The 26232-nt window shown below is 71.5% G+C and carries 22 protein-coding genes; 16 read left to right on the forward strand and 6 right to left on the reverse strand.

The window, feature by feature from the left end; all coding sequences use genetic code 11:
• Window positions 1-68 precede the first annotated feature (68 nt).
• The 3 genes from ACGFW5_RS09255 to ACGFW5_RS09265 are packed head-to-tail and all read right to left on the reverse strand — an operon-like array spanning window position 69 to window position 3268.
• Window positions 69-977, reverse strand: a complete 909-nt coding sequence (locus ACGFW5_RS09255; RefSeq protein WP_393833550.1) for a serine hydrolase — start codon at window positions 975-977, stop codon at window positions 69-71.
• Window positions 968-1915, reverse strand: coding sequence for a serine hydrolase (locus ACGFW5_RS09260; RefSeq protein ID WP_393833551.1), 948 nt, complete (start codon window positions 1913-1915; stop codon window positions 968-970). Before ACGFW5_RS09260 ends, ACGFW5_RS09255 begins: the two co-directional genes overlap by 10 nt.
• 27 nt (window positions 1916-1942) lie before the next feature.
• Complete coding sequence (locus ACGFW5_RS09265; protein WP_393833552.1) at window positions 1943-3268, reverse strand: serine hydrolase domain-containing protein; 1326 nt, start codon at window positions 3266-3268, stop codon at window positions 1943-1945.
• Between the two features lie 174 nt (window positions 3269-3442).
• On the opposite strand from ACGFW5_RS09265, the gene ACGFW5_RS09270 reads away from it, so the two are divergent.
• Window positions 3443-4030, forward strand: coding sequence for an isochorismatase family protein (locus tag ACGFW5_RS09270; RefSeq protein ID WP_393833553.1), 588 nt, complete (start codon window positions 3443-3445; stop codon window positions 4028-4030).
• A gap of 15 nt (window positions 4031-4045) precedes the next feature.
• Here ACGFW5_RS09270 and ACGFW5_RS09275 read toward each other — a convergent pair whose 3' ends face one another.
• The 3 genes from ACGFW5_RS09275 to ACGFW5_RS09285 form a co-directional block, all read right to left on the reverse strand.
• Window positions 4046-5713: a PucR family transcriptional regulator gene (locus ACGFW5_RS09275; protein ID WP_393833554.1), complete on the reverse strand. Its 1668-nt coding sequence runs from the start codon at window positions 5711-5713 to the stop codon at window positions 4046-4048.
• A gap of 85 nt (window positions 5714-5798) precedes the next feature.
• Window positions 5799-6572 carry an aspartate/glutamate racemase family protein gene (locus ACGFW5_RS09280; RefSeq protein WP_393833555.1) on the reverse strand — a complete coding sequence of 258 codons (774 nt, stop codon included), beginning with the start codon at window positions 6570-6572 and terminating at the stop codon, window positions 5799-5801.
• A 174-nt stretch (window positions 6573-6746) separates the two neighbouring features.
• Window positions 6747-10016: a BTAD domain-containing putative transcriptional regulator gene (locus tag ACGFW5_RS09285; RefSeq protein WP_393833556.1), complete on the reverse strand. Its 3270-nt coding sequence runs from the start codon at window positions 10014-10016 to the stop codon at window positions 6747-6749.
• Between the two features lie 290 nt (window positions 10017-10306).
• On the opposite strand from ACGFW5_RS09285, the gene ACGFW5_RS09290 reads away from it, so the two are divergent.
• The 15 genes from ACGFW5_RS09290 (at window position 10307) to ACGFW5_RS09360 (ending at window position 26232) form a co-directional block, all read left to right on the forward strand.
• Window positions 10307-10480: a hypothetical protein gene (locus ACGFW5_RS09290; RefSeq protein ID WP_393833557.1), complete on the forward strand. Its 174-nt coding sequence runs from the start codon at window positions 10307-10309 to the stop codon at window positions 10478-10480.
• Window positions 10481-10553: 73 nt separating this feature from the next.
• A complete protein-coding gene (locus tag ACGFW5_RS09295) occupies window positions 10554-11462 on the forward strand; it encodes a LysR family transcriptional regulator (RefSeq protein WP_393833558.1) in 909 nt (302 codons plus the stop codon).
• Between the two features lie 24 nt (window positions 11463-11486).
• Window positions 11487-12125 carry a cobalamin B12-binding domain-containing protein gene (locus tag ACGFW5_RS09300; protein ID WP_393833559.1) on the forward strand — a complete coding sequence of 213 codons (639 nt, stop codon included), beginning with the start codon at window positions 11487-11489 and terminating at the stop codon, window positions 12123-12125.
• Window positions 12122-13450 (forward strand): methylaspartate mutase, encoded by a 1329-nt coding sequence (locus ACGFW5_RS09305; RefSeq protein ID WP_393833560.1) that lies wholly within the window; start codon window positions 12122-12124, stop codon window positions 13448-13450. Before ACGFW5_RS09300 ends, ACGFW5_RS09305 begins: the two co-directional genes overlap by 4 nt.
• Window positions 13447-14478, forward strand: a complete 1032-nt coding sequence (locus ACGFW5_RS09310) for a transporter substrate-binding domain-containing protein (protein ID WP_393833561.1) — start codon at window positions 13447-13449, stop codon at window positions 14476-14478. The genes ACGFW5_RS09305 and ACGFW5_RS09310 overlap by 4 nt, the downstream gene beginning before the upstream one ends.
• A 65-nt stretch (window positions 14479-14543) precedes the next feature.
• Window positions 14544-15623, forward strand: a complete 1080-nt coding sequence (locus tag ACGFW5_RS09315; RefSeq protein ID WP_393833562.1) for a DMT family transporter — start codon at window positions 14544-14546, stop codon at window positions 15621-15623.
• Window positions 15620-16699: an aspartate-semialdehyde dehydrogenase gene (locus tag ACGFW5_RS09320; RefSeq protein WP_393833563.1), complete on the forward strand. Its 1080-nt coding sequence runs from the start codon at window positions 15620-15622 to the stop codon at window positions 16697-16699. The genes ACGFW5_RS09315 and ACGFW5_RS09320 overlap by 4 nt, the downstream gene beginning before the upstream one ends.
• 29 nt (window positions 16700-16728) lie before the next feature.
• Window positions 16729-17832: an aspartate kinase gene (locus ACGFW5_RS09325; protein WP_393833564.1), complete on the forward strand. Its 1104-nt coding sequence runs from the start codon at window positions 16729-16731 to the stop codon at window positions 17830-17832.
• Window positions 17833-17838: 6 nt separating this feature from the next.
• A complete protein-coding gene (locus ACGFW5_RS09330; protein ID WP_393833565.1) occupies window positions 17839-18876 on the forward strand; it encodes a TauD/TfdA family dioxygenase in 1038 nt (345 codons plus the stop codon).
• A 67-nt stretch (window positions 18877-18943) separates the two neighbouring features.
• Entirely contained in the window at window positions 18944-20008 is a 1065-nt protein-coding gene (locus ACGFW5_RS09335) for a TrmB family transcriptional regulator (RefSeq protein ID WP_393833566.1), read from the forward strand.
• Window positions 20009-20226: 218 nt separating this feature from the next.
• Window positions 20227-22092, forward strand: a complete 1866-nt coding sequence (locus tag ACGFW5_RS09340) for an amino acid adenylation domain-containing protein (protein WP_393833567.1) — start codon at window positions 20227-20229, stop codon at window positions 22090-22092.
• A gap of 10 nt (window positions 22093-22102) precedes the next feature.
• On the forward strand, window positions 22103-23047 hold the full coding sequence (locus tag ACGFW5_RS09345; RefSeq protein ID WP_393833568.1) for a chlorinating enzyme: 945 nt from the start codon (window positions 22103-22105) through the stop codon (window positions 23045-23047).
• 1 nt (window position 23048) lies between these two features.
• The gene (locus ACGFW5_RS09350; protein ID WP_393833569.1) at window positions 23049-24305 is read left to right on the forward strand and encodes an alpha/beta fold hydrolase; all 1257 of its coding nucleotides are present in this window, start codon (window positions 23049-23051) and stop codon (window positions 24303-24305) included.
• The gene (locus ACGFW5_RS09355; protein ID WP_393833570.1) at window positions 24302-25060 is read left to right on the forward strand and encodes an SDR family oxidoreductase; all 759 of its coding nucleotides are present in this window, start codon (window positions 24302-24304) and stop codon (window positions 25058-25060) included. The genes ACGFW5_RS09350 and ACGFW5_RS09355 overlap by 4 nt, the downstream gene beginning before the upstream one ends.
• A 92-nt stretch (window positions 25061-25152) precedes the next feature.
• Window positions 25153-26232: an alpha/beta fold hydrolase gene (locus ACGFW5_RS09360; RefSeq protein ID WP_393833571.1), complete on the forward strand. Its 1080-nt coding sequence runs from the start codon at window positions 25153-25155 to the stop codon at window positions 26230-26232.

Below are 26232 nucleotides of genomic sequence, written 5' to 3' on the forward strand. Positions count from 1 at the left end.
GGTCGGGTGCGGTGACGCGTGCCGGTGGGGTGGCGGCGTGCTCGTGCCGGCGGGGTGGCGGCGTGCGGTCAGGTGCGCAGATGGTCGATGACGGTCCGGGCGGCCCGGCCGATCGCGCGGTCCGCGTGCGGCTGCCGGCCGGCCACGCGGGCTGAGCGCAGGAACACCCCGACGGCATAGCGCCTGCCGTCCGGATACTCCACGACACCGGCCTCGTTGCGGATCGCGAAGTCGGTTCCCGTCTTGCCCGCGATCCGCACACCGGTCTCGGGAAACCCGCAGGCCAGCCGGTGCTGCCACACCTGCGCGCTCATGATGCTGCGGACCTCCGCACACGCCTGGGCCGGACCCGCCTCGTCACGCCAGATGGCGGCCAGCAGCGCGGTCACCTCGCGCGGGGTGCTCGACGGGCTTCGGTGCGGGTCGTTCACACCGAGGGCCAGCAGCCGCTCCTCCGGAATGCCGGCCAGCTGGTCGTCGATGGAGGAGCCGGGCGCTAGACCGAGTTCGCGGCGGATGTCGTCGTCCAGGGTGTGGCAGGAGGAGACGCCGAACCCGGTGAAGCCGAGCCCGTCCAGCAGGGTGCGCACCCGGTCGGGACCGACGATGTCCAGGAGCAGGTCGGTCGCCGCGTTGTCGCTGATCGTCATCATCATGAAGGCCAGGTCGCGGGCGCTCATCTCGACGTCGTACAGGCATCCGTCGGTGCCGCTGCCACCGGCCCGGTAGGCGGAGGTCACGGTGTGCCGCGCGGCCGGATCCAGCTGTCCGGCAGCCGACTGGCGTGCGTACTCCAGCACGATCGGGATCTTGAAGACGGAGGCGAGGACGACCCGGTCATCGGCCCGGTGGCCGAACTCGGCGCCGGTGTCGAGATCGCGGGCGTGAACGAACCCCTCCACCCCCGCCCGGGCGAAGACGCCGTCGAGCTCGGTGCGGACGCGGTCGGTGCCGGCCGGGGTGGCGGCTATGGGCATGTCGTCTCCGTACGGTGCGAAGGGATTTGCCGGCCGCGGGTGGCGCGCAGGTGGTCGACGGCGATCCGGGCGGCGCGGGCGATCGCTGTGTCGGCTGCGGGGTTGCGGCCGCCGAGGGCGGGGGTGCGCAGGAAGACGGCGACGGCGAACCGGCTGCCGTCGGGGTATTCGACGACACCGGCCTCGTTGAGGACACCCCACAGGGAGCCGTTCTTCGCGGCGACCTTCACCTCACTGTCGAAGCCGGCGATGAGGCGGTGGGTGGAGAGCTGACGCCCCATCAGGTCGCGTACCTCGGCGCAGGCTTCGGCCGGGCCCGCCTCGTCGCGCCAGATCGTGGTGAGCACAGAGGTGATCTCGCGGGGTGTGCTGGACGCGGAGCGGTGGGGGTCGAGCATGGCAAGGCCCCGGATCCGCTCCTCGCCGACCGCGTCGAGCTGTGCGTCGATGTCGCCGTCCGGATCGATGCCCAGCTCTTCCCAGACCGGGTCCCACAGGTCGCGGTAGCGGCCGACCGGTATCCGCGGACAGCCCAGCTCGGCGGCCACATCGCGGACGTACGCGACGCCAAGGATCTCCATGAGCTTGTCGGTGGCCGCGTTGTCGCTCATCGAGAGCATGAAGAACGCCAGGTCACGGGTGCTCATCGTGACGTCGTGCAGGCAACTGTCGGTGCCGATGCCGCCGCCTTCACGGTTGGCGGAGGCGATCGTGTGCCGCGCCGCCCGGTCCAGCTGTCCGGTCGCTGCCCGGCGGGCGTAGGCAAGCGCGATCGGGATCTTGCGCAGCGAGGCGACGATGACCGCTTCGTCGGCTCGCAGCGCGACCTCGTGACCTGAGTCGATGTCGCGGGCGTGCACGAGACCGGCCACACCGGCCTCGTCGAAGACCCTCTCCAGGGCGGTGGCCACCGGGCCGGCGGCAGGGGGTGAGGACATGCGGGCGCTCCGTTCGGTGGGGCGGCTTCAGCCGGTCTTGGGGGTGGCGCGGCCGCTGTAGTGCAGATATGACGGGCCGCCGGGCCGGTTCTCGAACACCACCGCATCCCACACCGCATCGCCTTCGGCGCGGCCGACGAACGTGGTGGCGTCGACCGCGGTGAGATCCAGCGTCCGCGGCTGCGCGAGACCGGCCAGGATCCCGGTCGGCTCGGCGCACAGGCGCAGCCCTCCCCGGCGGGAGGTCACCTTGATCCTGCTGCCCGCCCGTTCGTAGACGCCGGTGAACGCCGCCACGTCCACGTCCACCGGGTCGGCGGCGGGCGCGAGCGGGTCAGGAACCGTCATGTCGTGCAGACCGTCGAGGAGTTCGCCGACCAGACGGTGCTGGAACTCGGCGCTGCGACCGCCGTTGACCAGCACGCAGATGACGGTCTCAAGGCCGGGCAGGACCCAGAGTGCGGCGTGCTGGCCGATGGTGTCTCCGGTGTGGGCCGCCACCTGGTGACCGTCCCACTCGTCCAGGCTCCAGCCGATGCCCCACCGCCGTCCGCCGCAGTGCGGGTTGGGCAGGTCGACCAGAGGCCTGCGCATCACGGCGGGGTCGGCGAGCAGGGCACCGGGAGTGAGGTGGGCGCGGCCGAAAGCGACCACGTCCGCAGCGGTGGCGCAGATGAGCCCCGCGGGGCCGATCGACCGCGGCAGCCCCCACGCGGGCGCGATGCTCCCGTCGTCGCCGTGGCCCATGGCGGCACTGAATCGCAGCACGTCCTCCGGCAGCGTCCAGGTGTGCGTCAGGCCAAGCGGCGCACAGATCTGCTCACGCAGCGCCCGGTCCCAGACCTTGCCGGTGAGCTGTTCGACCACCCGGCCGGCGATGACGAAGCCCGCGTTGCAGTACGAGTGGGAGTCCCCGACGGGGAAGGTCTGCTCCAGTGCGGCGCACGCCTCGACGTACCGCTCAAGGCAGTCGTCGCCACGCCCGGTGTCCACGAAGAGATCTCCGTCGATGCCGGAGGTGTGGGTGAGCAGATGCCGCAGTGTGATCGCGGCCGTGGCCAGCCGGTCGCCGACCGTGAAGTCGGGCAGTACCTCCACGACCGGGGTGTCCAGTGCGACGCGGCCCTGCTCGATCAGGAGCATCAGCTGGGTCGCGGTCCAGACCTTGGTGATCGAGCCGATCTGGAACAGCGAGTCGGTGCGCACGGCGGCGCCGGTCGTGGTGTTGAGCACACCGGTGGCGCACGTGTACAGCTCCCCGCCCCACCAGAGGGCCAGGCTCGCGCCCGGCACCTGGCTCTCGGCTGCCAGCGCCGTCAGACGGCTTGCCCAGTGCTCCATGTCGGCCTTCACGCACGCCCTCCGCAAGTGGTTGGTGGAACCCGGCCCGCAGCGTAGGCACGCCGGGCCGCGCGGGGGTTGGTCTCCCGGTACGAACCGGCTGGTCACGGCTTGGGCAGGCAGACGAATCTCGGGCCCGGCGCGGTTTCTATGGTGGCGTCACCCCGGAGATCTTGAGGAGACGAGATGCCGCTGATCGACCGTGCCGACTCCGCGCTGGTGATCATTGATGTGCAGAACAACTTCTACCCGCCCACCCGGCTGGACGTGGACCGGCAACGTTTTGACGAGATGGTGCAGCGCATCGCCTGGATCACCTCCGTGGCCGACCGCCTGGCCATCCCGGTCGTGGTGACCGAGGAGGATCCGGCCGCCAGTGGCCACACCGTCCCGGAGATCCGGGGGGTCCTGCCGGCGAAGGCGGTCACGCTGGCGAAGAACGCCTTCGCCGCGTGGGACAACCCCGGCATCGCCGCGGCGATCGAAGCCACCGGCCGCACCACGACGGTCCTGGTCGGGATCGAGACCGACATCTGCGTCGCCCACTCCGCGATCCAACTGCACGACGCGGGCAAGCGGGTCGTCGTCGTCGAGGACGCCGCGTACGCGCCCGGCTCCGCGCACGATCGGGGACTGCGGCGCGTGGGCGGAGCGGGGATCGAGATCCTGTCCACCAAGGAACTGTTCTACGACTGGGTGCGCACCATCGAGTACGCGGACACCTTCCACGACACGCACGCCGACCTCACGCCCCCGCCAGGCGTCCGCCTCTGAACCCGGCGGCGCCGATCAGGCGAGAGACGGCGTGGGGCCCGCCGTCTCGGAGCGGGTCCTGCCGTCGTCGTCCATCAGGCGCAGCTGAAGCATCGCGGCGAACCGGGCCGAGGGGTCCTGCAGGTCGATCTGCCCCACCTCGGCCACCCGACGGATGCGGTAGCGGAAGGTGTTGGGGTGGACGAACACGCCGGCCGAGGCGCCGATCACGTCTCCGAAGGCATCCAGCCAGGCCCGCAGCGTCTCCACGAGATGGGCGTTGTGCTGGGCGTCGTAGGCCGCGAGGCGAGCGAGTGAGCCGGAGAGCTCGTCACGGTTGCTGATCGCCAGATCCCGCATCTCCAGCAGGAGCGCGTCGACGTACACGTCGGCGATCGCGGCGACACGCTGCGAGGACCGGCCGCTGAACAGCACACGCAGCGTGCGGTCGGCATTGGCCCGTGAGCGCGCGAGGCCCGCCGGTTCCAAGGCCACCGACCCGATCCCGATGACGGCGCCCGCCCGGCCGCCGGTGCGCTGAAGGAAGTTCGAGGCGACCTGCACGGCGCGCTCGCGGGCATGAGCCGCATCCGACGTCACCGGGAACAGCGCATACGCCACGTCACCGAGCAGGGCCACGGCGGAGCGCGGCTGGACCGCGCTCAGGTGCACGGCCAGAGCCGCGGCCAGGCGTTGGTGCTCGGCGGTGACATGGGCGTGGTCGTCGCCATCGTCGGGGGCCAGTCCCATGGCCATGACCAGCGTGGGCTCATCGACCAGGCCCAGGCGGCCCAGCGCGGCGATCGCCCCGGCGCCGCCCTCCAGCGCGGTCGCGACGAGGTCGGCGCGCAGCCGGTACTCGGCGTCGGTGCCCGCCCTGAACCGGAGCATGTGCAGGGCGACCAGCTTGGCCGCCTCAAGGAAAGCCTCCTCCCGCTCGCTGGTCAGCGGCTCGCGCAACGTGGCCCACACCGAGCCCAGGAACTCGTCCCCGGCCCGCACCGCCACCGCGACCCGGGGCAATGCCACCTGGTCGCCCAGCGTGGGCGCCGGCACGTGCACCGGGCGCTCGCTGCGGTACAGCTCCTTGAACACGCCGTGTTCCTCGTGATGGCGCAGATACCGCTCGGGCACCTGCCGGGCCAGGATGCTCTCCACCCGGGGGGCGTCGGCCGTGTCCTGCCCGCCCGAGAAGGCCAGGATCTTGGACCGGCGGTCCTCGATGGTGACGGGCGCGTTCAGCAGCGTGGCGATGGCGTTGGCGAGGGCGAACAGGTCGCCGGACGGCACCCCGCCCAGTGTGTGTTCCTCGCCCTGGCCGATGTCCCCCTCGGACAGCAGGGTGCGCAGCATCGCTGCCAGCTGGGCCCAGGAGGCCCCAGGGGTCAGTGCCAGCAGGGCCACGCCGCTCTCTGCGACCGCCCGCTCGATCTGTTCCGTGTCCTCGATCGGGCCCCTGACCACCAAGGCCGCGGCTTCCTGGGCGTGGAGGTCGTACAGGAGCTCAGCGATCTGCCCGGGTCCTTTGACGCCGTTGCCCAGCACGATCGCGTGCGACGGGTAGTGCTGCTCGTCGTGCGGGTCGTGAATACCGACGCCGCCGATCTCGACGGCCCGTCCGGCGTCACCGTGCAGCAGGTCCAGGAGGGTGGAGCCGAGATCGTCGAGCACCCGGCTGAGGCTCCTGGCGGGGTGTGTCGACATGTGCCTGATCATCTCCGCAGGTTAGGACCGTGAAAGCCCCGCGAATTCGTTCATGCGGACGAGGGTACGTCAGACGATTCGTGGCTCAGGACGAACCGGGTCGACCGGCTCGCCACAGCCGGGACAGCGCGCTGTCCACCAGGGCGTCGGTGGAGTCGACCACCGGCACGATGCGCGCCGCCGCCCCGCTGATCAGCGGGATCTCCGTGCAGGCGGCGATGATGACCTGCGCTCCCTGCCCCTTGAGGGCCTTGGCGGCCGCCGCGATCCGCTGCTCGGGCTCGGCGCGCTCCGCTCCGGCCTTGACCGCGCGGATGGCCGGGTCGACCGACGTGGTCTGCATGCGGGCGGAAACCTGGAGCACGTCGATGCCGAGACGGGCACCGGCACGTTCGTACAAGCCGGCCTTGCGCGTTCCCTGCGTGGCGAGGATGCCCACCCGTGTGGTGCCGGGCCCCGTGCTCGCCGCGGCCTGGAGCGCCGCCTGGATCATGTCCAGGACCTCGATGCCGGTGGCCTTCGCCACCTGCTCGACATAGGCATGCGCGGTGTTGCACGGGATGGCCAGACACCGCGCTCCCGCCTGCTTCAGCCAGCGTGCGCCCGCGACGAGCGCCGGCACGGGGGAGGGGCCGTGGCCCAGCAGCGCGGCGGTCCGGTCCGGGACCGACGGATCGGCCCACATCAGCACCGGAAGGTGTCCCTGGTCGGAGTCGGCCGGGGTCCGCGCGACGAGCCGGTGGTAGAAGTCGGCCGTCGCCAGCGGCCCCATCCCCCCGAGGATGCCCAGAGCCGGGCGAGCCCGCCCCACCGCTCCGCCTTCTCGCAACGGTCGGACACCAAAGTGCGGGGTGGACACCCGCGGGAGCGGTGGCAGGAACTCAGGACTGCGCAAGGAAAGCCGGCCTTCCCGATCTCGGACGCGATACAGGAAGGATCCTGGTCCGCCCCCGCGCTCAAGGAGTTGTCGTACGGGCCAAAACCACCCTCTCGAATTGGGCCGCCGCTCCCGATCACGCGCCCGTGCGCCGGGCTACGACGTCTCCACCGCCATGGGTTCCGGGTCCCGGCACACCGGGGCCTCCATGAACGTGTACAGGGAGGTGGCCGCCGTGCGGTGGGCGGAGGCGGTGGTGGGGTCACCCAGGGCCTCCGCCGCGGTGGCCATGCCGGTCAGGGCGCGGGCCTGTTCCGCGCGGTAGCGGATCGACGTGGCGAGTTCGTGGGCGTGGGTGTGCAGGGCCAGGGCCTGGTCGTACTCGCCGCGGCGCAGGTGGAGGCGGCCGATGAGGTTCTGGACCTGGGCCTGGCGGGTGGGGCTGTCGCCGGCGTGGGCCAGGCGGAGGGCGGGGCCCGCGCAGGCATCCGCCTCGTCGAGGTGCCCCAGGCACTGGGCGACCTCGGCGGAGAGCGCGAGGACCAGGGCGAAGTCGCCGGGCGGGCTGAAGTCGTCGCAGCGGTCCCGGGCGCGCCTGAGACAGTCGCGGGCGTCCTCGTACTCGCCGAGACCGACGTGGGCGAAGGCCAGGTCGGTGAGGGCCATGACCTCGTTGTTGCGGTCCTCGACGTCACGGTGGATCGTCAGCGCCTGGCGCGCGGCGGCCGCCGCCTCCTCGTAGCGGCCCTGCTGCTCGTGCAGGGTGCTGAGAATGGTCAGCGTCTCGGCCTCGGCCCGGCGGATGCCCAGTTCGCGGTCGAGGGCGATCGCGCGTTGCAGATGGGGCAGGGCCTCGGCGTACTGGCCCAGCACGGTCAGCAGCAAACCGATGGTGGACTCGCTGTGCGCCTCGGTCTGTTTGTCACCGAGCCGCCGGGCGAGGTCGCGGCCCTCGGTGACAACCTCGATGCCCTCGTTGAAGTGGCCGAGCTTCCAGCAGGCGATACCGAGGTTGGAGAGGCTGACGCCGAGCAGCGCAAGATCCTCGATGCGGCGGGCGGCGGCCACCGCGACCTGGCTGAGTTCCCGGAAGTCCTCGAACCGTCCACGCGCGTTGAGTTGGAACACGATGTTCCGGGTGAGCCCCACGGTGTGCCGGTCGAAGCCGTGCCGGTCGGCCAGGGTGACCGCGAACAGCAGGCTGCTGTGCTCCCGCTCGAACCACTGGGCGGCGCACTCCTGGTCCCGCAGCGGCGGTAGTTCACCGGTGAACGCGGGGATGCTGGTGACACTGCGCTTGCGGCCGGGGAAGAGCAGCTGGCAGGCCTCCTCGGAGGCGGAGAGGTAGTAGTCGAGGAGGCGTTCGACAGCCTGGGTGTCGTCCCGCTCGGTGGCCGGACCGCGCTGACTCTGCGCGAAATTCCGTACCAGGTCGTGGAAGGTGTACAGCCCCATGTCCGGCTGCTGCAGGAGATGGACATCCAGGAGGCGTTCCAGTATTGCCTCGGAGCCGTGCGGGTCCAGGCCGAGGAGCGCGGCGGCGGAGTGGGTGTCCAGGTCGGAGCCGGGATGCAGGCTCAACATCCGGAAGGCGGCCCGGTGTTCCGCGTCCATGGCCTGGTACGACAGTCGCAGGGACGCGGCGACACTGCGCTCGCCGACACTGAGCTCCTCCAGGCGGCGGGTCTCGTCATGGAGGCGGTCGGCGAGGTAACGGACCGTCCAGCGGGGCCGGTTGCGCAGCCGGGCGGCGACGATGCGCAGGGCGAGCGGGAGCCGGCCGCACAGCTCGACGAGTTCGGCCGTTGCCTCAGGCTCGGCCGCGACCCGGGCCGGGCCGAGCATTTCGGTGAGGAGCTGCTCGCCGTCCTCGTGGGACATGGGGCCGATGGAGATCCACTCGGCGCCGTCCAGGTCGAACAGCCGGGACCGGCTGGTGACCAGGACCAGGCAGCCGTGCGCGGGCGGCAGGAGCGGGAGGATCTGCGCGGCGTCGTGCGCGTTGTCCAGGAGCAGCAGTACGCGGCGCTCGGCGAGCGCGGACCGCCAGAGCGCGGCGCGCCCGTCGGCGTCGTCGGGAATGCGTTCGGCGGGCGTGCCGACCGCGCGCAGCAGGGTTTCGAGGGCGGCGGCCGGGGTCACCGAGCGCCCGCCGGGAGTGAAGCCTTGGAGGTCTATGTGGAGTTGGCCGTCGGGGAAGAGGTGCGCGACCCGGCGGGCGGCGCGCACGGCGAGGGAGGTCTTGCCGCTGCCGCCCATGCCGTCGATGGCGACCATGGTGGTCGACGTGTTCGAAGGATCGTTCTTGCGGTGGATGCAGGCCAGAAGCGCGGCGAGGTCTTCCCGGCGGCCCGTGAAGTCGGAGAGGTCGTACGGGAGGGTGCAGGGGGCCGGGGTGGTGGCGGCCGCCGGGGACCCGCTGCCCGGTGCCGTGGGTGTCGAAGGGGCCGTGACGGGAGCGGTTGACGGGGAAGCCGCCGCCGCGCTCGTCGTCGGCGCGGCGACGCGGGCCGGCCCGTCGGCGGGTACGGCGGCTTCCGGGGCCGCGCTGCCCAGGGCCGGCACCGGGGCGAAGGCGTGGGTCGGCGTGGGCCTGGGGTCCCGGGGCGGCCCGGAGTGCCGGGCGGGAGGCGCGGGGCGTTCGGGGGCGGCGAGTTCCGGGGCCTCGCGCAGGATGCCCTCGTAGAGGCGGGTCAGCGGGCGGCCGGGGTCTATGCCCAGCTCCTCGGCGAGGAGTTCGCGGACCTTGCCGTACTCCTCCAGCGCCTCGGCCTGGCGGCCGCTGCGGTAGAGAGCCAGCATCAGATGGCCGCGCAGCGTCTCGCGCAGCGGGTGCTCGGAGATCGACCGGCGCAGGTCGGCGACGAGTTCGGCGGCCTCCCCGAGGCCGAGGCGGAGCTCCAGAAGCTGCTCGGCGGCGGCGAGGTGGCGCTCGTTGAGGCTGGTCGCGGCGGCCTCGATCACGGGGCCGTCCATGCCGGAGAGCGCCGGCCCGCGCCACAGCGCCAGGGCCTGCCGCAGTTCGGCCAGGGCGTCGGCGGCGCGGCCCTCGGCGAGGGCGCGGCCCGCGGCGGCCGTACCCGCGGTGAATTCGAGCAGGTCGAGCTGGACGCCCTCGACCGACACCCGGTATCCGGGGCCGTCGGTGAGGATCAGCTCATTGCCGTTGGGCACACGCCGGCGCAGATGCGCGACGGCCTTGCGGACCTGATGCGAGGCGGTCGTCGGGGGCGCCTCGCACCAGACGGCCTCGACCAGCCGGCTGACCGGTACCAGTCTGTCCGGTTCCAGCAGCAAGGTGGCCAGAACGCGTTCCTGGACCGCGCCGCCGAGATGGAGCCGGGACCTGCCGGACCAACCCTCCAGGGGGCCGAGGACGTTGAACCGGACCGGCTGTTGCGGCAGCTTGCCTTCCTCGTTCTCCACATGTCCCCCCTGGCCGGTGGCCGCGACGGGTCACACCGCTTCACCGGTTGACGCTGTCCCCTGCCGGTACCCCTACCGTCCGCGAGATCATAGGCGGTTGTCCCGTGGGGCGACACCCTGTGTGGCCGGGTGGGCGCGGAGTGCGCAAGGAACGGCGCAAACCCGGCGTTCCCGCTGCGGCGGGAACGGCGGTATCGGGGGCGGGAACGGGAGGGGACCGGTTCGGGAAGGGGTCCTTCGAGTATCGGTGCAGCCGAGCGAGAACACACCGACTCAAGGGGGAGCAAGACATGCGGACCACGCCGAGCAGCCTCAAGATGATCACCGGATTCGTCGCCGCCCTGGCCCTGACTCTGGGGCTCGCGGCGGGGGTTGCGGGGGAGACTTCGGCGGCCGCGGGCGGGAGAGCCCCCCACACCGTCGTCCTCGCGGACAACAAGGGGCCGACGAGCGTCACCCCGTGAGGCTGCGACCGGACCGTACGCGGACGAGTCGCTTTCGCCGGTCATCCTCCACCGAACGAGCCTTGGAGTCACCTTGGACATCCGTCAGCTGACGACCTTCCACAGGGTCGCCACACTCCTCAGCTTCACTCGTGCCGCCACCGAGCTCAAATACGCACAGTCCAGCGTGACCGCGCAGATCAAGAGCCTGGAGGCCTCACTGGGGGTCGAGCTCTTCGAGCGGCTCACGGGCAAGATCCAGCTCACCCCGGCCGGGCGGCGGCTGCTGCCCTACGCCGAGCAGATGCTGTCGCTCGCCGGGGAGGCCCGCGGGGTCGCGCTCGGTGAGGGGGAGCCCGCGGGCGTCCTCACCATCGGCACGATGGAGAGCGTCACCTCCTACCGCATGCCGCCGGTACTGGAGTTCTTCCTGCACCGCTACCCGATGGTCCACCTGGTACTGCGGCCGAGCCTGTGCGCCGAGACCCTGTACTCGCTGCGCCAGGGCACCTTCGACATGGGCTTCCTCATGGAGGCCGAGACCCGGCACTCGGGCGTGGAGAGCGAGGTGCTGGGCCGGGAACCGCTGGTCCTGGTGGCCTCGCCCGGCCATCCGCTGTCCGGGGAGGAGAAGGTCACCCTGGAGCAGCTGCGCGAGGTGCAGGTGCTCGCCCCGGAGGTCGGCTGCGCCTACCGGGAGCTGTTCGAGGCCGAACTCAACGACGGTACGGGCGAGCCGGTGCCGTTCCTGGAGTTCGGCAACATCGAGTCCATCAAGCGCGGCCTCCTGGTCGGACTTGGCGTCAGCCTGCTGCCCCGGATGACCGTGGCCGACGACCTCGCCTCGGGCTCGCTCAGCGAGCTGGCCTGGGACGCGCCCTTCGAGGTCTACACCCAGCTCGCCTGGCGGCGCGGCCGGCACCTCAGCCGGGAGATGCGGCTGTTCATCGACCGGACGATGGAGTGCATGGCCGGGGAGTACACCACCTCGGCCGGCAGCTGAGAACGCGCTGTTGGATCGGACCGGGTGATCCCCCGCATCGCATATTCCGGGGGATCTTCCCTGGACGCCCTCACCCACGCCCGGACAAGATTTCGCTGTCCACTGGTCATTGCTTCGGAGGGGAAATTAGTGACGGGCAACATCGTGCGCAAGGGTCGGAAGTTCGTTGTGTCGAGCGTGTCCTCCGACGCACATATGTGGAACCTGGTGTTTCTCCAGCTCCTGCTGGAGGAGCGCGGCGGAGAAGTGCGCAATCTGGGCGCCTGCGTGCCCGACGAGCTCATCATCGAGGAGTGCCGGAACGAGCGGCCGGACGTTCTGGTCATCAGTACGGTCAACGGTCACGGGCACCTCGACGGGATCCGGCTCATCCGGAAGATACGTCAGGACGCCGAACTCGCGGACCTGCGTGTGGTCATCGGCGGGAAACTCGGCGTCCGCGGCTCGGAGAACGTCGCGTTCATCAAGGAACTCGTGACGGGCGGATACGACGCCGTATTCGAGTCCGAGGCCGGACTCCAGGATTTCCAGGAATTCCTTTTCGGAGTGGAGGCCTCGAACAGGCCGGCGCTTTCCGCTGTGGGCGCTGTGGGCGCTGTGGACGGTGCCGACGACGTCGACACCGAGTTGCCCGAGCTCTCCCCGCTGAGCGCCGCCGCATGAGCGCCGCCACCGCGCCGGAGCGCCGCGAGCGCACGGCCGCCGAGGGGCGTACGACCGCTCCCGGGCCGAGCCTCAGCCGCTTCTCCACATTCGTCCGTACCGCCGCCTCGGCCGGCCGGCTCGTCGTGCAGCCGCGCATGGGATTCGCCGAACTCCCGGTCATGCGGGAGGGGTTGAGCGGGGTGCGGGGCGCCCGGGCCACCGCCGTCGGCACCATCACCCTGGACAGCTACACCCGCGTCAACGACCACGACTCCGCAAGGGAGGCGCTGCGGACAGGCGCCGAACTCAACGGGTTCCCGCTGGTCGCGCACGGCCCGCGGGCCACCCGGCGGATGCTGGAGGGGCTGGCAGGAGCGGACTTCCCGATCCAGGTCAGGCACGGCTCGGCGCTGCCCTACCCCCTGTTCGAGGCGATGGTGGAGGCCGGGATCGACGCCACCGAGGGCGGTCCGGTCTCGTACTGCCTGCCCTACAGCCGGGTGCCGCTGGCCAAGGCCACCGACGCGTGGGCGCGCTGCTGCGAACTGCTCGCCGCGCAGGACGAGCAGATGCATCTGGAGAGCTTCGGCGGCTGCATGCTCGGGCAGCTGTGCCCGCCGAGCCTGCTGGTGGCGCTCAGCGTGCTGGAGGCGCTGTTCTTCCGGGAGCACGGTCTCGCCAGCATCTCCCTGAGCTACGCCCAGCAGACCAACCAGGCGCAGGACCTGGAGGCGCTGGCCGCGCTGCGCCGGCTGGCGGGGGAGCGGCTGGGGGCCACCGACTGGCACGTCGTCCTCTACACGTACATGGGCGTCTACCCGCGCACCCCGCTGGGCTCCTACCGGATTCTGGAGAACAGCGCGCGGCTGGCGACGCTGAGCGGAACCGAGCGGCTGATCGTCAAGACCCCGGCGGAGGCGTTCCGCATTCCGACGGTCGCCGAGAACGTCGACGCGCTGGAGTTCGCGGCGGCCGTCGCCGCGGAGCACGCCGAGCCGATGGCGGCGACCGAGACCGGCCTGTACGAGGAGGCCCGGATGCTGGTCGACAGCACCCTCGAACTGGCCCCGACGGTGGGCGGCGCGCTGGTGCGGGCCTTCGCCCGCGGCCACCTCGACGTGCCGTTCTGCCTGCATCAGGACAACGCCAACCTCTCCCGCGCGTACGTCGACCCGCACGGCCTGCTGCGCTGGGCGCGGCCCGGCTCCATGCCCCTGGCACCCGCGGACAGCGAGTCCGTCCGGCCGCTCTCCGCCCAGGGCCTGATCGACATGCTCGCCTACAACGAGCGCCGCTTCGACCGTGAACAACTCGTCCGCGTCCGCCCGTGGAGCCTGACATGAGTACAGCGACCGAAACCACCAGCACGATCCGCAGCAGGACCGATTCGCTCGTGGATGCGGCCACTTCGCCTGCGACCGCCCCCGCCTCGTTCCCGACCCTCGACGAGGTCCGCGGCCGCAACGCCCTGCGGGCCGTGGTCAGCCGAGGGATCGTCGGACTGTCGCTGTGCGGGCCGGACGGGCGGTGGGCAGGGCTCGACGTCGACATCGCGCGGGCCGTGGCGGCCGCGGTGCTCGGGGACGCGGAGGCCGTCGAATGGGTGGCGTCCGACCCGGCCGAGCGGCTGGACCGGCTGGTGGCGCGCGAGGCCGAGCTGACCGTGTGCAACCTGACCTGGACGCTGGGGCGCGAGGCGGGATGGCCGGTGCTGTTCGCCGGGGTCACCTGCTACGACGGCGAGGGCTTCCTGGTCCGCGGGGACAGCGGGATCGTCGATCCGGCGCAGCTCGCCGGGGCCCGGCTTGCCGTGCAGGCCGGCACCACAAGCGCCGCCAACCTGGCCGCCTGGTACGGCAGAAGAGGCCTTGAGCCCGTCGAGCCCGTCGCCTTCGCCACGCCCGCCCAGACGCTGGCCGCCTACGCGAGCGGCGAGTGCGTCGCCTACGTACTGGACCGCACCGCACTGGCAGGGGAGCGGGCCGCGCTGGTGGACCCGTGGAACCACCACGTGCTGGACACCTCGATCTCCCGGGAGCCGATGGGCGCCGCCGTCCGTGACGACGACCCGCACTGGTACCGGCTGTGCCGCTGGGTGCTGCAACTGCTGACCGCCGCCGAGCACCAGGTCGACGAGGCCGGCGCCGGCCACCGCGCCGAGGCGCTTGCCGAGGCCGCCCGGCTCGCCGGACCGCACGGCCCCGCGGTGGGCCTGGACGAACAGTGGGCGGCCCGCGTCCTGGCCGCCGTCGGCACCTACGCCGACGTCTACGAGCGCAATCTGGGCGGCGCCTCCGGGCTCGGCGTGCCGCGCGGACTCAACGAGCTGTGGACCCGCGGCGGCCTGCACTACGCCGTTCCCCTGCACTGACCGGCGGTCGGCCGGCCCCGTCGGCCCGCCCCGCGACCACCCCCGTCTCCGAGGAGGGACCGTCCATGAGTACGAACCAACGTTCGAGCGGCACCGAGTTGAAGGGAACAGCGGAACTGACGATCGCCATGGTGCTCTCGGGCACCATCGGCATCTTCGTCGTCGAATCCGGGGCATCCCCGTTCAACGTCGTCTTCTTCCGCTGTGTCTTCGGGGCGATCGCACTGGGCCTCTACTGCCTGGTGCGCGGCTTCTTCACCAACCACAACTTCACCCCGAAGAAGCTGGGCCTGGCCGCGCTCGGCGGCGTCTTCATCGTCTTCAACTGGGTCCTGCTGTTCTCGTCGTACAAGAACACCTCGATCTCGGTGGCCACGGTCGTCTACCACACCCAGCCGTTCTACGTGGCCCTGCTCGGCGTGCTGCTGTTCCGGGACAAGCTGACCCGCGCCAAGTTCGGCTGGCTGGTCGTCGCCTTCGGCGGACTGATCATGACCGCCGGGGTCTCGCTCTCCGACTTCGAGAACGGCGGCCACTCGGGCTACCTGATCGGGCTCGGCCAGGCGCTGCTCGCGGCCCTCTTCTACGGGCTGTCCACCGTCATCACCAAGCGCGTCACCGGCGTCAGGCCGCACCTGGTCGCGCTGGTCCAGGTGACGCTCGGCATCCCGCTGCTGCTGCCCTTCGCCTCCTTCGGCGCCATGAAGGGCATGGGCCTGGACTGGGGCTGGCTGGTCGGCCTCGGACTGATCCACACCTGCCTGATGTACGTCCTCATGTACTCCTCGTACCAGAAGCTGCCCACCCCGAAGATCGCCGTCCTCGCCTTCATCTACCCGGCGGTCGCGATGCTCTGCGACTGGGCGGTCTACGGCCACCGCGTCAGCCTCGTCCAGGCGCTCGGCATCCCGCTGATCGTCGCGGCCAGCCTCGGCGTGAACCTGGGCTGGACCTTCGGACCGCGCCGCTCGGACAAGGTGGAGGACACGTCCGGGACCGGGTCCGGGACCAAGACCGAGCCCGAGCCCAGGACCGCGGCCGGGGCCGAGGCCCCGGAGACCGTCCTCGCGCCCGCCGGCCTTCCCGAGTCCGTGCCGGCCGACGCCGCCCGCGCCGAGAAGCTCACGATCGGAGAGTCCCGATGACCAGCGCAACGGCCACTGCCGCTTCCGCCCGCACCGGCGGGTCCGGTCCGTCCCCCGCGCCCCGGGTCGCGATCGTCGGCGCCACCGGCGCCGTGGGCACCACCCTGATCGAACTGATCGAAGAGCGCGGGCTGCCCTACCGCGAGCTGTACCTGGTCGCCTCCTCCCGGTCCGCGGGCCGCGTGCTCACCGTCGGCGGCAAGGAGTACGAGGTCCAGGCGATCGAGGAGTTCGACTTCGCGCAGGCCGACGTGGCCTTCTTCTCCGCCGGCACCTCGGTGAGTGAGAAGTGGGTGCCCATCGCCACCGCGGCCGGCACCGTCGTGATCGACAACACCATCGCCTTCCGCATGGACCCGGACTCCCCGCTGGTCGTACCGCAGGTCAACGCGCACGAACTGGACCGCCTCCCGAAGAGCGGCGTGATCGCCAACCCCAACTGCTCCACCATCCCCCTGGTCCGGCTGCTGCGCGGTGTCGAGGACCGCTGGGGCGTGCGGCACGCGGTGGTCAGCACCTACCAGGCCGCCTCCGGGCTCGGCTACTCCGGCATGGACGAGCTGCACGAGTCCAGCCGGGCCGCCCTTCAGGGTGCGGGCGCCGAGTTCGAACCGCGCAACTTCCAGCCCTCGCTCGCCTTCAACGTGATACCGAAGATCGACCGCTTCCTGGACTCCGGGTTCACCCTGGAGGAGCAGAAGATGCTCCTGGAGTCCCGGAAGATCCTCGGCCTGCCGCACCTGGACGTCACCACGACCTGTGTGCGCGTCCCGGTCGCCAACTGCCACTCCGAGGCCGTCTACATCGAGTGCCACGAGCCGGTGGACCGGGCCGAGCTGATCGAGGTCATCGGGTCCCTGCCCGAGGTCGTGGTCGACGACGCCCAGGACCCGAAGGCGTTCCCGACGCCGGCCGTCGTGGGCAGCTCGGACCTCGTGCACGTCGGGCGGGTCCGCATCACCCAGAGCAACCCCCGCGCGTTCTGGCTGTGGCTGGTCGCCGACAACCTCCGCATCGGCGCCGCCCTCAACGCCGTGCAGATCGCGGAGGAACTGGTGGAACGGGGCACGTTGTGACTGTCCCCTCCGTACCGAATGTCCCCTCCGTGCTGAAGTTCGGCGGCTCCAGCTTTCGCACCCTGGCCGCGTACGGCACGCTGGCCGAGGCGCTGAGCCGCCGGGTCGAGGAGGAGGGCCGCAAGCTGGTCGTGGTGGTCAGCGGGCAGCCGGGCGAGACCGAGCAGTTCCGGGACCGGCTCAGCCGGGTCAATCCGCACCCGGAGGACGAGACGGTGGCCGGCCTGCTCACCCTCGCGGACACCGTCGGCGCCCAACTGCTGGCCACCGCCCTGCACCGGGCGGGCCGCAGCGCCACCGTGCTCGCCGGGCACCAGCTCGGACTGGTCACGGACTCGGCGTTCATGTGGGCGCGCCTGGAGCGCTCCGATCCGGGGCCGGTCCGGGCCGCGCTGCGCGAGCACGACGTCGTGGTCGTGCCGGGCGGCCAGGCTGCGGACGCCCAGGGCCGGCCGACCTGGCTCGGCAAGAACAGCTCGGACCTGTCCGCGGTGGCGCTGGCCGCCGCGCTCGGCGCCCCGCAGTGCGAGATCCACTCGGACGTGGACGGCATCTACAGCGCCGACCCGCACCTGGTCAGCGGCTCCCGGCTGCTGAACGAGGTGTCGTACAACATCGCAGCGATGATGTCGCTGTACGGGGCGAAGGTGCTGCACCGCCGATCCGTGCGGCTGGCACAGAAGAGCAAGGTGGAGATCGTCTGCCGGCTCAACCGGGCGCCGTTCCGGGTGGGTTCGGTGATCGGCACGCGGGGCACCTCGGCCGCCGCGGTCATCCTCAACCAGCGCTCCACGGCCCTGCGTTACGCCTCCGACCAGGAAGCCGACCAGGCCTACGTCGCCTTCCACGGCGCCAACATCGACACCGTCCGGCTCACCACCGGGCCCCTCGTCGCGGTGATCGGCGGCTTCGTCGACCTGGACGAGTTCCAGCGCCGCAAGGGCCTGACCCCCGGCGCCGTGGCGGGAGTCCCGGTGACCGCGCTGCGCGGCAGCAAGGGGGCCACCCATGTCACCGCGGGTGAGGACGACGCGCTGCACCTGGCGCAGCGCCTGCACGACGTACTGCAGGACGCCGATGCGGAGTTCCCGGAGGCGTCCCCCGAATCCGAACGCGAACTGCTGGGAGCGTGAGCAGAAATGAGCATCCTCGCCGACCACGCGGAGGTGGCGCCGGCCGCCGTGCCGCGGACCTTCGCCCGGATCGCCCTGTCGGACCCGGCGCGGGACCGACTGGGCGCGCAGCTCGCCGGGTTGGGCGAACCCGGCCTCGACATCGACCGGTCGATGACCCGCTACCTTCAGATCTTCGCGGGCCTGCCGACCGAGACCCTTCAGCAGATCCTCGACTTCGGCCGGCACGTCGACACGGCGGGCGTCGCCCTGGTCGAGAACCTGCCGGTGGACGAGCGGCTGCCCGACACCCCCGCGGACGGCGGCCCGAGCCGCGACAAGCCGTCCTTCGTCGCCGAGGGCGTGCTACTCGGGCTGAGCGGGCTGATCGGTGAGCCGATGGGGGTGCGCACCGAGAAGGCGGGGCGGCTGGTCCACGACGTGATCCCCGTCCAGGGCGGCGCGCGGACCCAGACCAACGAGGGTTCGGAGGTCTTTCTCAACTTCCACAGCGACATCATGCATGACGCGATCGGCCGCTACGACATCGCCAACCCCGATTTCCTGGTGCTCAGTTGCCTGCGCGCGGACCACGAGGGCGTGGCCGCGACGCACTACGCCGACGCCCGGGACATCTCGGCCGCGCTCGCCCCCGAGACCCTGCGGACCCTGCGCTCCCCGCTGTTCCAGCTCAACGCGCCCGGCAGCTACACCCGCCGGGTGACGGGCGGCCAGGACGCGCTCTCCGAGCCGGTGCCGCTGATCAGCGGCAGCGACGACTACCCGGAGATCGCCATCTCGGCCAACGGCGTCCGCCCGCTGACCAGCGGTGCCCAGGCCGCCCTCGAACAGCTCCAGGAGGTCTGCGGGGCGGTGGCGCACGGGGTGCAACTCCGCCCGGGGCAGGCGCTGCTCATCAACAACCGCAAGGGAGTCCACGCCCGCACCTCCTTCGCCGCCCGCTACGACGGACGCGACCGGTGGCTCCAGCGCACCTATGTGCGGCGCAGCCTGTGGAGCATCCGCTACCGGGTGACGTCGGAGAACCGCCGGGTGCACTACTGACGGACGGCCGGCGCGGAGGGGATCCGCCGCGCCGGTACAGATCAACTGCGCGGGGGAGTGGTGAGTCGTGTCAGGCAGTCAGGTGCGAGAGGCAGCACAGGTACGGAAGACGAAGGAGGTACGGGAGCAGGGACCGGGCCCCGGCCGCGCGTCCCTGGCGGCCCTGCTCGGCCAGGACGAGACCTGCGTGGACGTCTACCAGCTGGTGATCGCGGAACCCGGCTGGCCGGCGGACCGGATCGCCGGGCGGCTCGGCCTCACGGAAGGGGAGGTGCGCTCCGCGCTCGACCGGCTCACCCAACTGTCCATGCTCTACCGGGCGGGCGCCTGTGACATCGCCGCCGTCAGCCCGGAGGTGGGCCTCGCCGCCCACATCCGGCGGCGCGAGTCCGAAATCCTGGCCCAGCAACGCGAGTTGGCCTCCGTGGAGGCGTGCGCCGCCGAACTCACCGCGGTCTACGCCGCCCAGCGGGCCCGCCACGGCAACCAGGGCATGGAGCTCCTGGAGGGCGTGGGCGAGGTCCGGGCGTATCTGTCAGAGGTGGCCCGGAACGTCGACGGCGAACTCCGGGCGTTCCTGCCCGGCGGCCCGCAGAGCCCCGAGGACCTGGCGGTGAGCCGCCCGCTGGACGAGTGGATGCTGCGCGCCGGGGTCCGGCTGCGCACCGTCTACCTGGACAGCCTCCGCAACGACCGCACCAGCACCGAGTACGCCCAGTGGCTTGCCCGGCTCGGTGGCGAGATACGGACGATCCCCTCGCTGCCGCTGCGCATGCTGATCGCCGACCGGTCCACCGCCCTGCTGCCGCTCGACCCGGAGGACAGCCGGGCCGGCGCGGTGGTCCTGCGCGCGCCCGGGGTGATCGACGCCCTGCTCGCCCTTTTCGACTTCGTCTGGGAACAGGCGGCGCCTTTCGAGACGGGCCGCCAGCCGGCCACCGAAGGGCCCTCACAACAGGAATTGGAGCTGCTACGACTGCTCGAACGCGGCCTCACCGACGAGGTGGCCGGCCGCAAACTGGGCCTTTCTCTGCGCACCACGCGCCGCATGATGTCCGGAATCTGCTCCCGCCTGGGCGCCCGCAGCCGTTTCGAGGTCGGAGTTCTCGCTGAACGGGCGGGATGGCTGTGAACGGGATTCCGGAACACAACCGCTCGGCGGTCCATTCGATCTGCCGCTTCACGTTTGCGGAAATGGACACTTGGCGCCATTGCAGCTTCGTGCCAGACGCCGTCCCTTGAAAGGGCTGGACGCCCCTGAGACCGTTTCAAGAGGTTGTTGAGAAGGCCGGGCGAAACCGCCTCCCGAACTCTCGTACCCGTGTCGTGAACCATGATTGGAAAGGGTCCATGTCCGTGAATCCTGGCGCGATTTCCAGAGAATCCCAGAATCCGCAGGCACCGCTCGACGAATCGCTCACCCTGCACGAGAACTTCGAGCGCGTCGCCCGGGCGCATTCACAATCGGTCGCCGTCACCGACGCCCGCGGCGATCTCACCTACCGCGAGCTCGACGTCCGGGCCGACCGGCTCGCCGCCGTCCTGCGCGCGGCCGGTGCCGGCCGGGATCAGCGGGTGGGCCTGTGCGTGGAGCGGGGCCGCGACCTGATCGTGGGCCTGCTCGGCATCCTCAAGGCCGGCGCCGGCTATGTCCCCGTCGACCCGGCCTACCCGGCCGAGCGCCGGGACTTCGTCTTCGCCCAGTGCGATTCCGGCCTCGTCGTGACCGGCACGGACACCGCGGACCTGGTCACCGGCGCGCGGGCCGTCCCCGTCGACGCCGAACCGGGCGAGGGGGCCGCGGAGCCGACCTCCGGCGCCGACTCCGAAAGCCTCGCGTACGTGATCTTCACGTCCGGTTCCTCCGGCACCCCCAAGGGCGTGCAGATCGAACACCGCAACGTGGTAAGGCTGTTCACGGCCACCGCCGGGGTCTTCGGCTTCGACGAGAACGACGTGTGGGCCGGCTCCCACTCGGCTGCCTTCGACTTCTCAGTGTGGGAGATCTGGGGCGCCCTGCTGCACGGCGGCCGGCTCGTCGTCGTACCCCGCGACACCGTCCGCGACCCGCGCGCCTTCCACGAGCTGCTGCGCCGGGAGCGGGTCACCGTCCTCAACCAGACGCCGTCCGCCTTCCGCAACTTCTCCAACGCCGACGCCGAGGCCGGCCCCGCCTCAGCCGGACTCGCCCTGCGCTACGTCGTGTTCGGCGGCGAGAAGCTGGACCACCGGATGCTCGTGCCCTGGGCCGAGCGGCACGGACTGGACAGCCCGGCCCTGATCAACATGTACGGCATCACCGAGACCACCGTCCATGTCACCTGGCGCCGCGTCCAGGAGGCCGACCTCGCCGCCGAGGGCCCGAGCCCGATCGGCGTGCCCATCGCCGACCTGCGCATCGACATCGTCGGCCCGGACGGGCAGTCCCTGCCGCTCGGCGAGGAGGGAGTACTGCACGTCGCCGGGGCCGGACTTGCCCGCGGCTACCTCGACCACCCCCAGCTCACCGCCGAGCGCTTCTTCGAGCGCACCGCCGCCGACGGCACCACCGAGCGCTGGTACGACTCCGGTGACCTGGGTGTGCAGACCGGCCCCGCGGAGTACGCCTACGTCGGCCGCGCCGACCGCCAGCTGAAGATCCGCGGCTACCGCATCGAACCCGGCGAGATCGAGGCCCGCCTCAGGCAGCACCCGGCGGTCCGCGACGTGGTCGTCACCGCGGCCGACTTCGGCAGCGGCGACCCCCGCCTGGTCGCCTACCCGGTCACCGACGCCGAACCGGAGGCCCTGGTCGCCGAGTTGCGCGCCGAGGTCGCCCGCTCGCTGCCGTTCTACATGGCCCCGTCCATGTACCTGTGCATCGAGGAGATCCCGGTCACCGTCAACGGCAAGCTCGACCAGGGCGTCCTCGCCAAGCTGCTGGACGCCCGGCTCGCCGCGACCCGGGACGCCACCGGCGACCCCGCGGCCGGTGCCGGGGACCCGGCAACGCAGACGCTGCGGGCGATCTGGTCCGAGGTCCTCGGCGTGGAGGCGGTCAAGGACACCGACGAGTTCTTCGACCTCGGCGGGACCTCCTTCTCGCTGATCCACATGCTGCAACTCGTCAACAAGACATTCGGGCTCTCGCTGAACGTCTCGACCCTCAGCAAGGGCGCCAGCATCGGCGTCCTTGGCGCCGCAGTCAACCGCCAGCTCACCACCGCTTCCCGCTAGGAGCCCGAGGATGACCTCCACCCTGCCCGAGACAGGCCAGCAGTTCGCACTCTCCGATGAGGAGCTTCGCCGCTTCCACCAGCAGGGCTTCATCGGCCCGTTCACCCTCTACGAGCCCGACGAGATGCGGGAGATCTGGCGCCGTACCCGCCTGGAGCTGCTGGACCGCTCCGACGCCGTCTACCCCACCGAGGACGCCGTCTCAGGCGCCACCAACATCGCCAACTACGACCGCCACCTGGACCACGACTTCCTCGCCTCGCACATCGGCCGGCGCGAGATCGTCGACCGGGTGGCGAGCATTCTCGGCCCGGACGTCATCTGCTGGCGTACCGAGTTCTTCCCCAAGCACCCGGGCGACGAGGGCACCGACTGGCACCAGGCCGACACCTTCGCCAACGCCTCCGGCAAGCCGCAGATCCTGTGGCCCGAGGACTCCGACTTCGGCGGCACCATCACCGTCTGGTCCGCCTTCACCGAGGCCACCACGGAGAACGGCTGCCTCCAGTTCATCCCCGGCACCCACCAGACGATGTTCTACGACGAGACGAAGAAGATGCACTACGACCCCGAGAAGATCAACTCGGTGGACAAGGACGGCGTCCGCCGCGGCTTCTTCGGCTACGACTACCGGGAACTGCAGAGGGACCCGAACTGGACGCCGGACGAGGACGCGGCCGTCGCGCAGGTCATGGAGCCGGGCCAGTTCATCATTTTCTGGTCGACCCTGATGCACGCCTCCTATCCGCACCTCGGCAGGACCAACGACATGCGGATGGGCTTCGCCACCCGCTACGTCCCCTCCACCGTGCACGTCTACCCGGACAGCGACCACATCGAGGAGTACGGCGGCCGGATCAGCCTGGAGAAGTACGGCTCCGTCCTGGTCAGCGGCGAGAACCACCGGCCGGACAACCGCATGGTCACCGAGACCACGCGCGGAAAGACATTCTGACGTGGCCGGCTCCGAGTCCACGGGCGGCGGCACCGGGCCGCAGGCACTGGCCGGGCTGCTGACCGTCCTCGACCTGGCCCAGCCGCTGCTGCGCGCGGCCGGCACCGCGCTGCGGGTCTTCCCCACCGACGAGGCGGAGGCCGCCGCGCTCGACGCGGCGGCGGTGGACCGCTGCAACGAGGCGCTGGCCCACCTCGGCGGCGCCCACGGGCTCACCGTGCCCCGCTTCACGGCGCCCGCCCCCGACGGCCCGTCCAGCCTGGAGGTCGCCCTCAGCAACCTCTGCGAGCTGGAGTTCGGCTCCTGGCGGCCGCTCGCGGAGAGCGCCGGGCCGTGGCCGGACGAGCCGGCCGGACACCCGCGCTCCGGCAGCGCGGCCCTGCCGGCCGCCCGCCGGGTGACGGCCGACGGGCTGCCCCCGATCGCGACCTTCGCGGCCGGGGAGCCCGGCGCGGAGAGCGTCGTCCTGGTGCCGCCCTGCGGGGTGCCGGCCGGCCTCTTCGCCCCCTGGCTGGACCGCCTCTCCGCCCGCCACCGGGTCATCACCTACGAGAACCCGTACCTGTTCGGCGACTGGGCCGCCCAGCCCACCCCGAGCGGCGCCTTCTCCGAGGAGATCGCCCAGGCCACCGCCGTGGCGCAGGCATACGGGGCGGAGCGCGTGCACCTGATCGGGGTCTGCGGCGGAGCACCCGTCGCCCTGGCGGCGGCGGCCCGCCTCGGCGCCCGTACCGCCTCGCTGACGATGCTCCACCCGGACCTCAACTTCGGCCCCGGCGTCACCCGCACCCCCTTCCAGACCCAGTTCCACGGCCTGCTCGCGGGCGCGGGAAGGAGCCAGAGCCGGGCGGACGAGGTGCTTTCCATGTTCCTCGACCCCAACATGCTCTTCGGCGTACCGCCCCGCCTTGCCCCCTTCGTGCTCTACCCGTACGGCGATGCCGAACTGTTCCACCGCTACGCCAGGCTGAACGACGCGCTCATGGCCTACGACGCCCGGCAGGCCGCGTCGGCCGCCCCGTCCCGCACGCTGATCGTCACCAGCCGCACCGACCGCATGACCCACCCGGACACCGCCCGCCATCTGCACGAACTGGTGCCGGGCAGCACCCTGGAGGAGCGGCCCACGGGCAGCCACCACGACATCCTCGTCCCGGCCGATGACATGTTCGCCACGATCCAGGACTTCATCGACAGGGCGACCGGCCTGCCCCGCACCGCGGCCCGCGAACCCGTGGCCGCCGGGAGCCCGCCGTGAGCCCCCCGACGGCGGACCCGCCGCCCGCCGAACGCGTCGTCGTGGTCACCCACGCCACCCTCTACGCCGGCCCCGGCGCGGTCCCCGCGCTGGGCGCCGCCGGGTTCACCGTGGTCTGCCACGACGAGAGCTTCACCGACGACGAGGCACGGGCCAAGTTCGAGGCCGGTCACGTGTCCGCGGTGGTGGCCTGCCCGGCCAGGACCCCCTCCGGCGCGGTGACCTGGGCGATCCGCCGCTACGGCCGGCTGGACGCGGTGATCAGCAACGACGTCTACCCCGGCAAGTACCTGCCGGTGGAGCAGGCGGACGTGACCGAGCTGCGGGCCGCCGCCGAGGCGCTTCTGGTCGCCCCGGTCGCCGTGGTCGCCAAGGCGGCCGCCCAGATGAAACGGCAGGGCCACGGCCGTATCGTCCTGGTCACCTCCGCCGCCCCGGTCCGGTCCGAGCACGGCTTCTCCTACTACAGCTCGCTGCGCGCCGCGGCCTCCGCCTTCGCGCGCGCCGCGGCCCGTGAACTCGCCGCGCAGCACGTCACGGTGAACGCCGTCGCCCCCAACTTCCTGGAGAGCGAGACCTACTACCCCGAAGAGGCCTGGGGCACCGAGGACGGACAGGAGCGGCTGCGCGGCCTGCTGCCCATCGGCCGCCTCGGCACCGCCCGCGAGATCGGCAACCTGATCGTCTTCCTCACCTCCGGCCGCGCCGACTTCGTGACCGGCGAGGTCGTCGGATTCACCGGCGGCTGGGCCTGACCGCGCCGGCATCCCCGTATCCGTACCGCTTCCGAATCGCTCCTGTCGCCGAACTCATCGGCGCCCGACCAGACACGAAAGGAAGTCGCGCTGTGAGTACGCGGCAGACGAACCTCCTGGAGCCGGTGACCACCTCGGAGCCCAGCCTGGTGCAGCAGATCCTGCTGGACATCTGGCGCACCACGCTGAACCGAGACATCACCGTCACCGACGACTTCTTCCAGACCGGCGGCGACTCGCTGCTCGCCCTGGTCACCATCGAGCAGATCAACCAGCGGCTGGGCTGGACCCTCAACATGGGCGACCTGCTGCGCTTTCGCAGCATCGAGGGGCTGACCTCCAACAAGGCGCAGCCCCAGGCCGCCAATGGCGAACGCTCCGTCATCCGGATGAGCAACCAGGGCTCGCGCATCCCCATCGTCTTCCTGCACGCCGGCATCGGCACGGTGGACGGCTTCGCGCGCCTGGTCCGCCTGATGGGCACCGACCGCGGCTGTTACGGCCTCCAGTCGCCGCTGCTGCTGTCCACCGGCAACCGTGCCGTGCCCGACACCATGGAGGGCATCGCCGAGCTCTACGCCGACCTGCTGGAGGACGAGTTCGGCGAGGACGAGTTCCACCTGGTCGGCGCCTGCGCGGGCGGGGCCATTGCCCTCGAACTGACCCGGCTGGCCGAGGAGCGCGGGCTCGGACTGCGCCGTACCGTCGCCATCGACGGCTACCTCGACGTGCACTCCACCGGCGAACTTGATGCGCAGGAACTCCTCTTCCAGTTCCGCGACGACATCATCCGCCTCTCCGGGGCCGCCGACGCCTTCCCCGACATCGCGCCCGCCGACCTCGACGAGGACACCGCGATCCGCGACGCCTCGGCGGCGATCTTCGGCGCGGCCAGGGCCGACGACCCGGCCGCCAACGCCTTCGCCCGCCGCATCCACGCGGCGCACTGCCTCTACGCCCGTGCCCTGACCGCGTACCGCCCCGCCCCCGTCGACACCGACCTGCTGCTCCTGCTGGCCAGGGACAACTTCACGGTGGAGGACTGGCGTTACGCGGTGCGCGGCCAACTGAGCGCCGAGGTCATGGAGTCCGACTCCTACGGCCTCAAGCTGTGCCAGACCGACGCCGAGACCATCGCGGCCCGGATCGAAGACTTCGTGGGCGAGGAGTGA

This window comes from Streptomyces sp. NPDC048416, assembly GCF_043200435.1.
Taxonomy (GTDB): domain Bacteria; phylum Actinomycetota; class Actinomycetes; order Streptomycetales; family Streptomycetaceae; genus Streptomyces.

Coding starts and splice junctions, on each gene's coding strand:
- ACGFW5_RS09255 (WP_393833550.1), bottom strand. CDS start 977: ATGCCCATAGCCGCCACCCCGGCCGGCACCGACCGCGTCCGCACCGAG.
- ACGFW5_RS09340 (WP_393833567.1), top strand. CDS start 20,227: ATGTCCGTGAATCCTGGCGCGATTTCCAGAGAATCCCAGAATCCGCAG.
- ACGFW5_RS09290 (WP_393833557.1), top strand. CDS start 10,307: ATGCGGACCACGCCGAGCAGCCTCAAGATGATCACCGGATTCGTCGCC.
- ACGFW5_RS09310 (WP_393833561.1), top strand. CDS start 13,447: ATGAGTACAGCGACCGAAACCACCAGCACGATCCGCAGCAGGACCGAT.
- ACGFW5_RS09320 (WP_393833563.1), top strand. CDS start 15,620: ATGACCAGCGCAACGGCCACTGCCGCTTCCGCCCGCACCGGCGGGTCC.
- ACGFW5_RS09330 (WP_393833565.1), top strand. CDS start 17,839: ATGAGCATCCTCGCCGACCACGCGGAGGTGGCGCCGGCCGCCGTGCCG.
- ACGFW5_RS09270 (WP_393833553.1), top strand. CDS start 3,443: ATGCCGCTGATCGACCGTGCCGACTCCGCGCTGGTGATCATTGATGTG.
- ACGFW5_RS09260 (WP_393833551.1), bottom strand. CDS start 1,915: ATGTCCTCACCCCCTGCCGCCGGCCCGGTGGCCACCGCCCTGGAGAGG.
- ACGFW5_RS09345 (WP_393833568.1), top strand. CDS start 22,103: ATGACCTCCACCCTGCCCGAGACAGGCCAGCAGTTCGCACTCTCCGAT.
- ACGFW5_RS09305 (WP_393833560.1), top strand. CDS start 12,122: ATGAGCGCCGCCACCGCGCCGGAGCGCCGCGAGCGCACGGCCGCCGAG.
- ACGFW5_RS09275 (WP_393833554.1), bottom strand. CDS start 5,713: ATGTCGACACACCCCGCCAGGAGCCTCAGCCGGGTGCTCGACGATCTC.
- ACGFW5_RS09315 (WP_393833562.1), top strand. CDS start 14,544: ATGAGTACGAACCAACGTTCGAGCGGCACCGAGTTGAAGGGAACAGCG.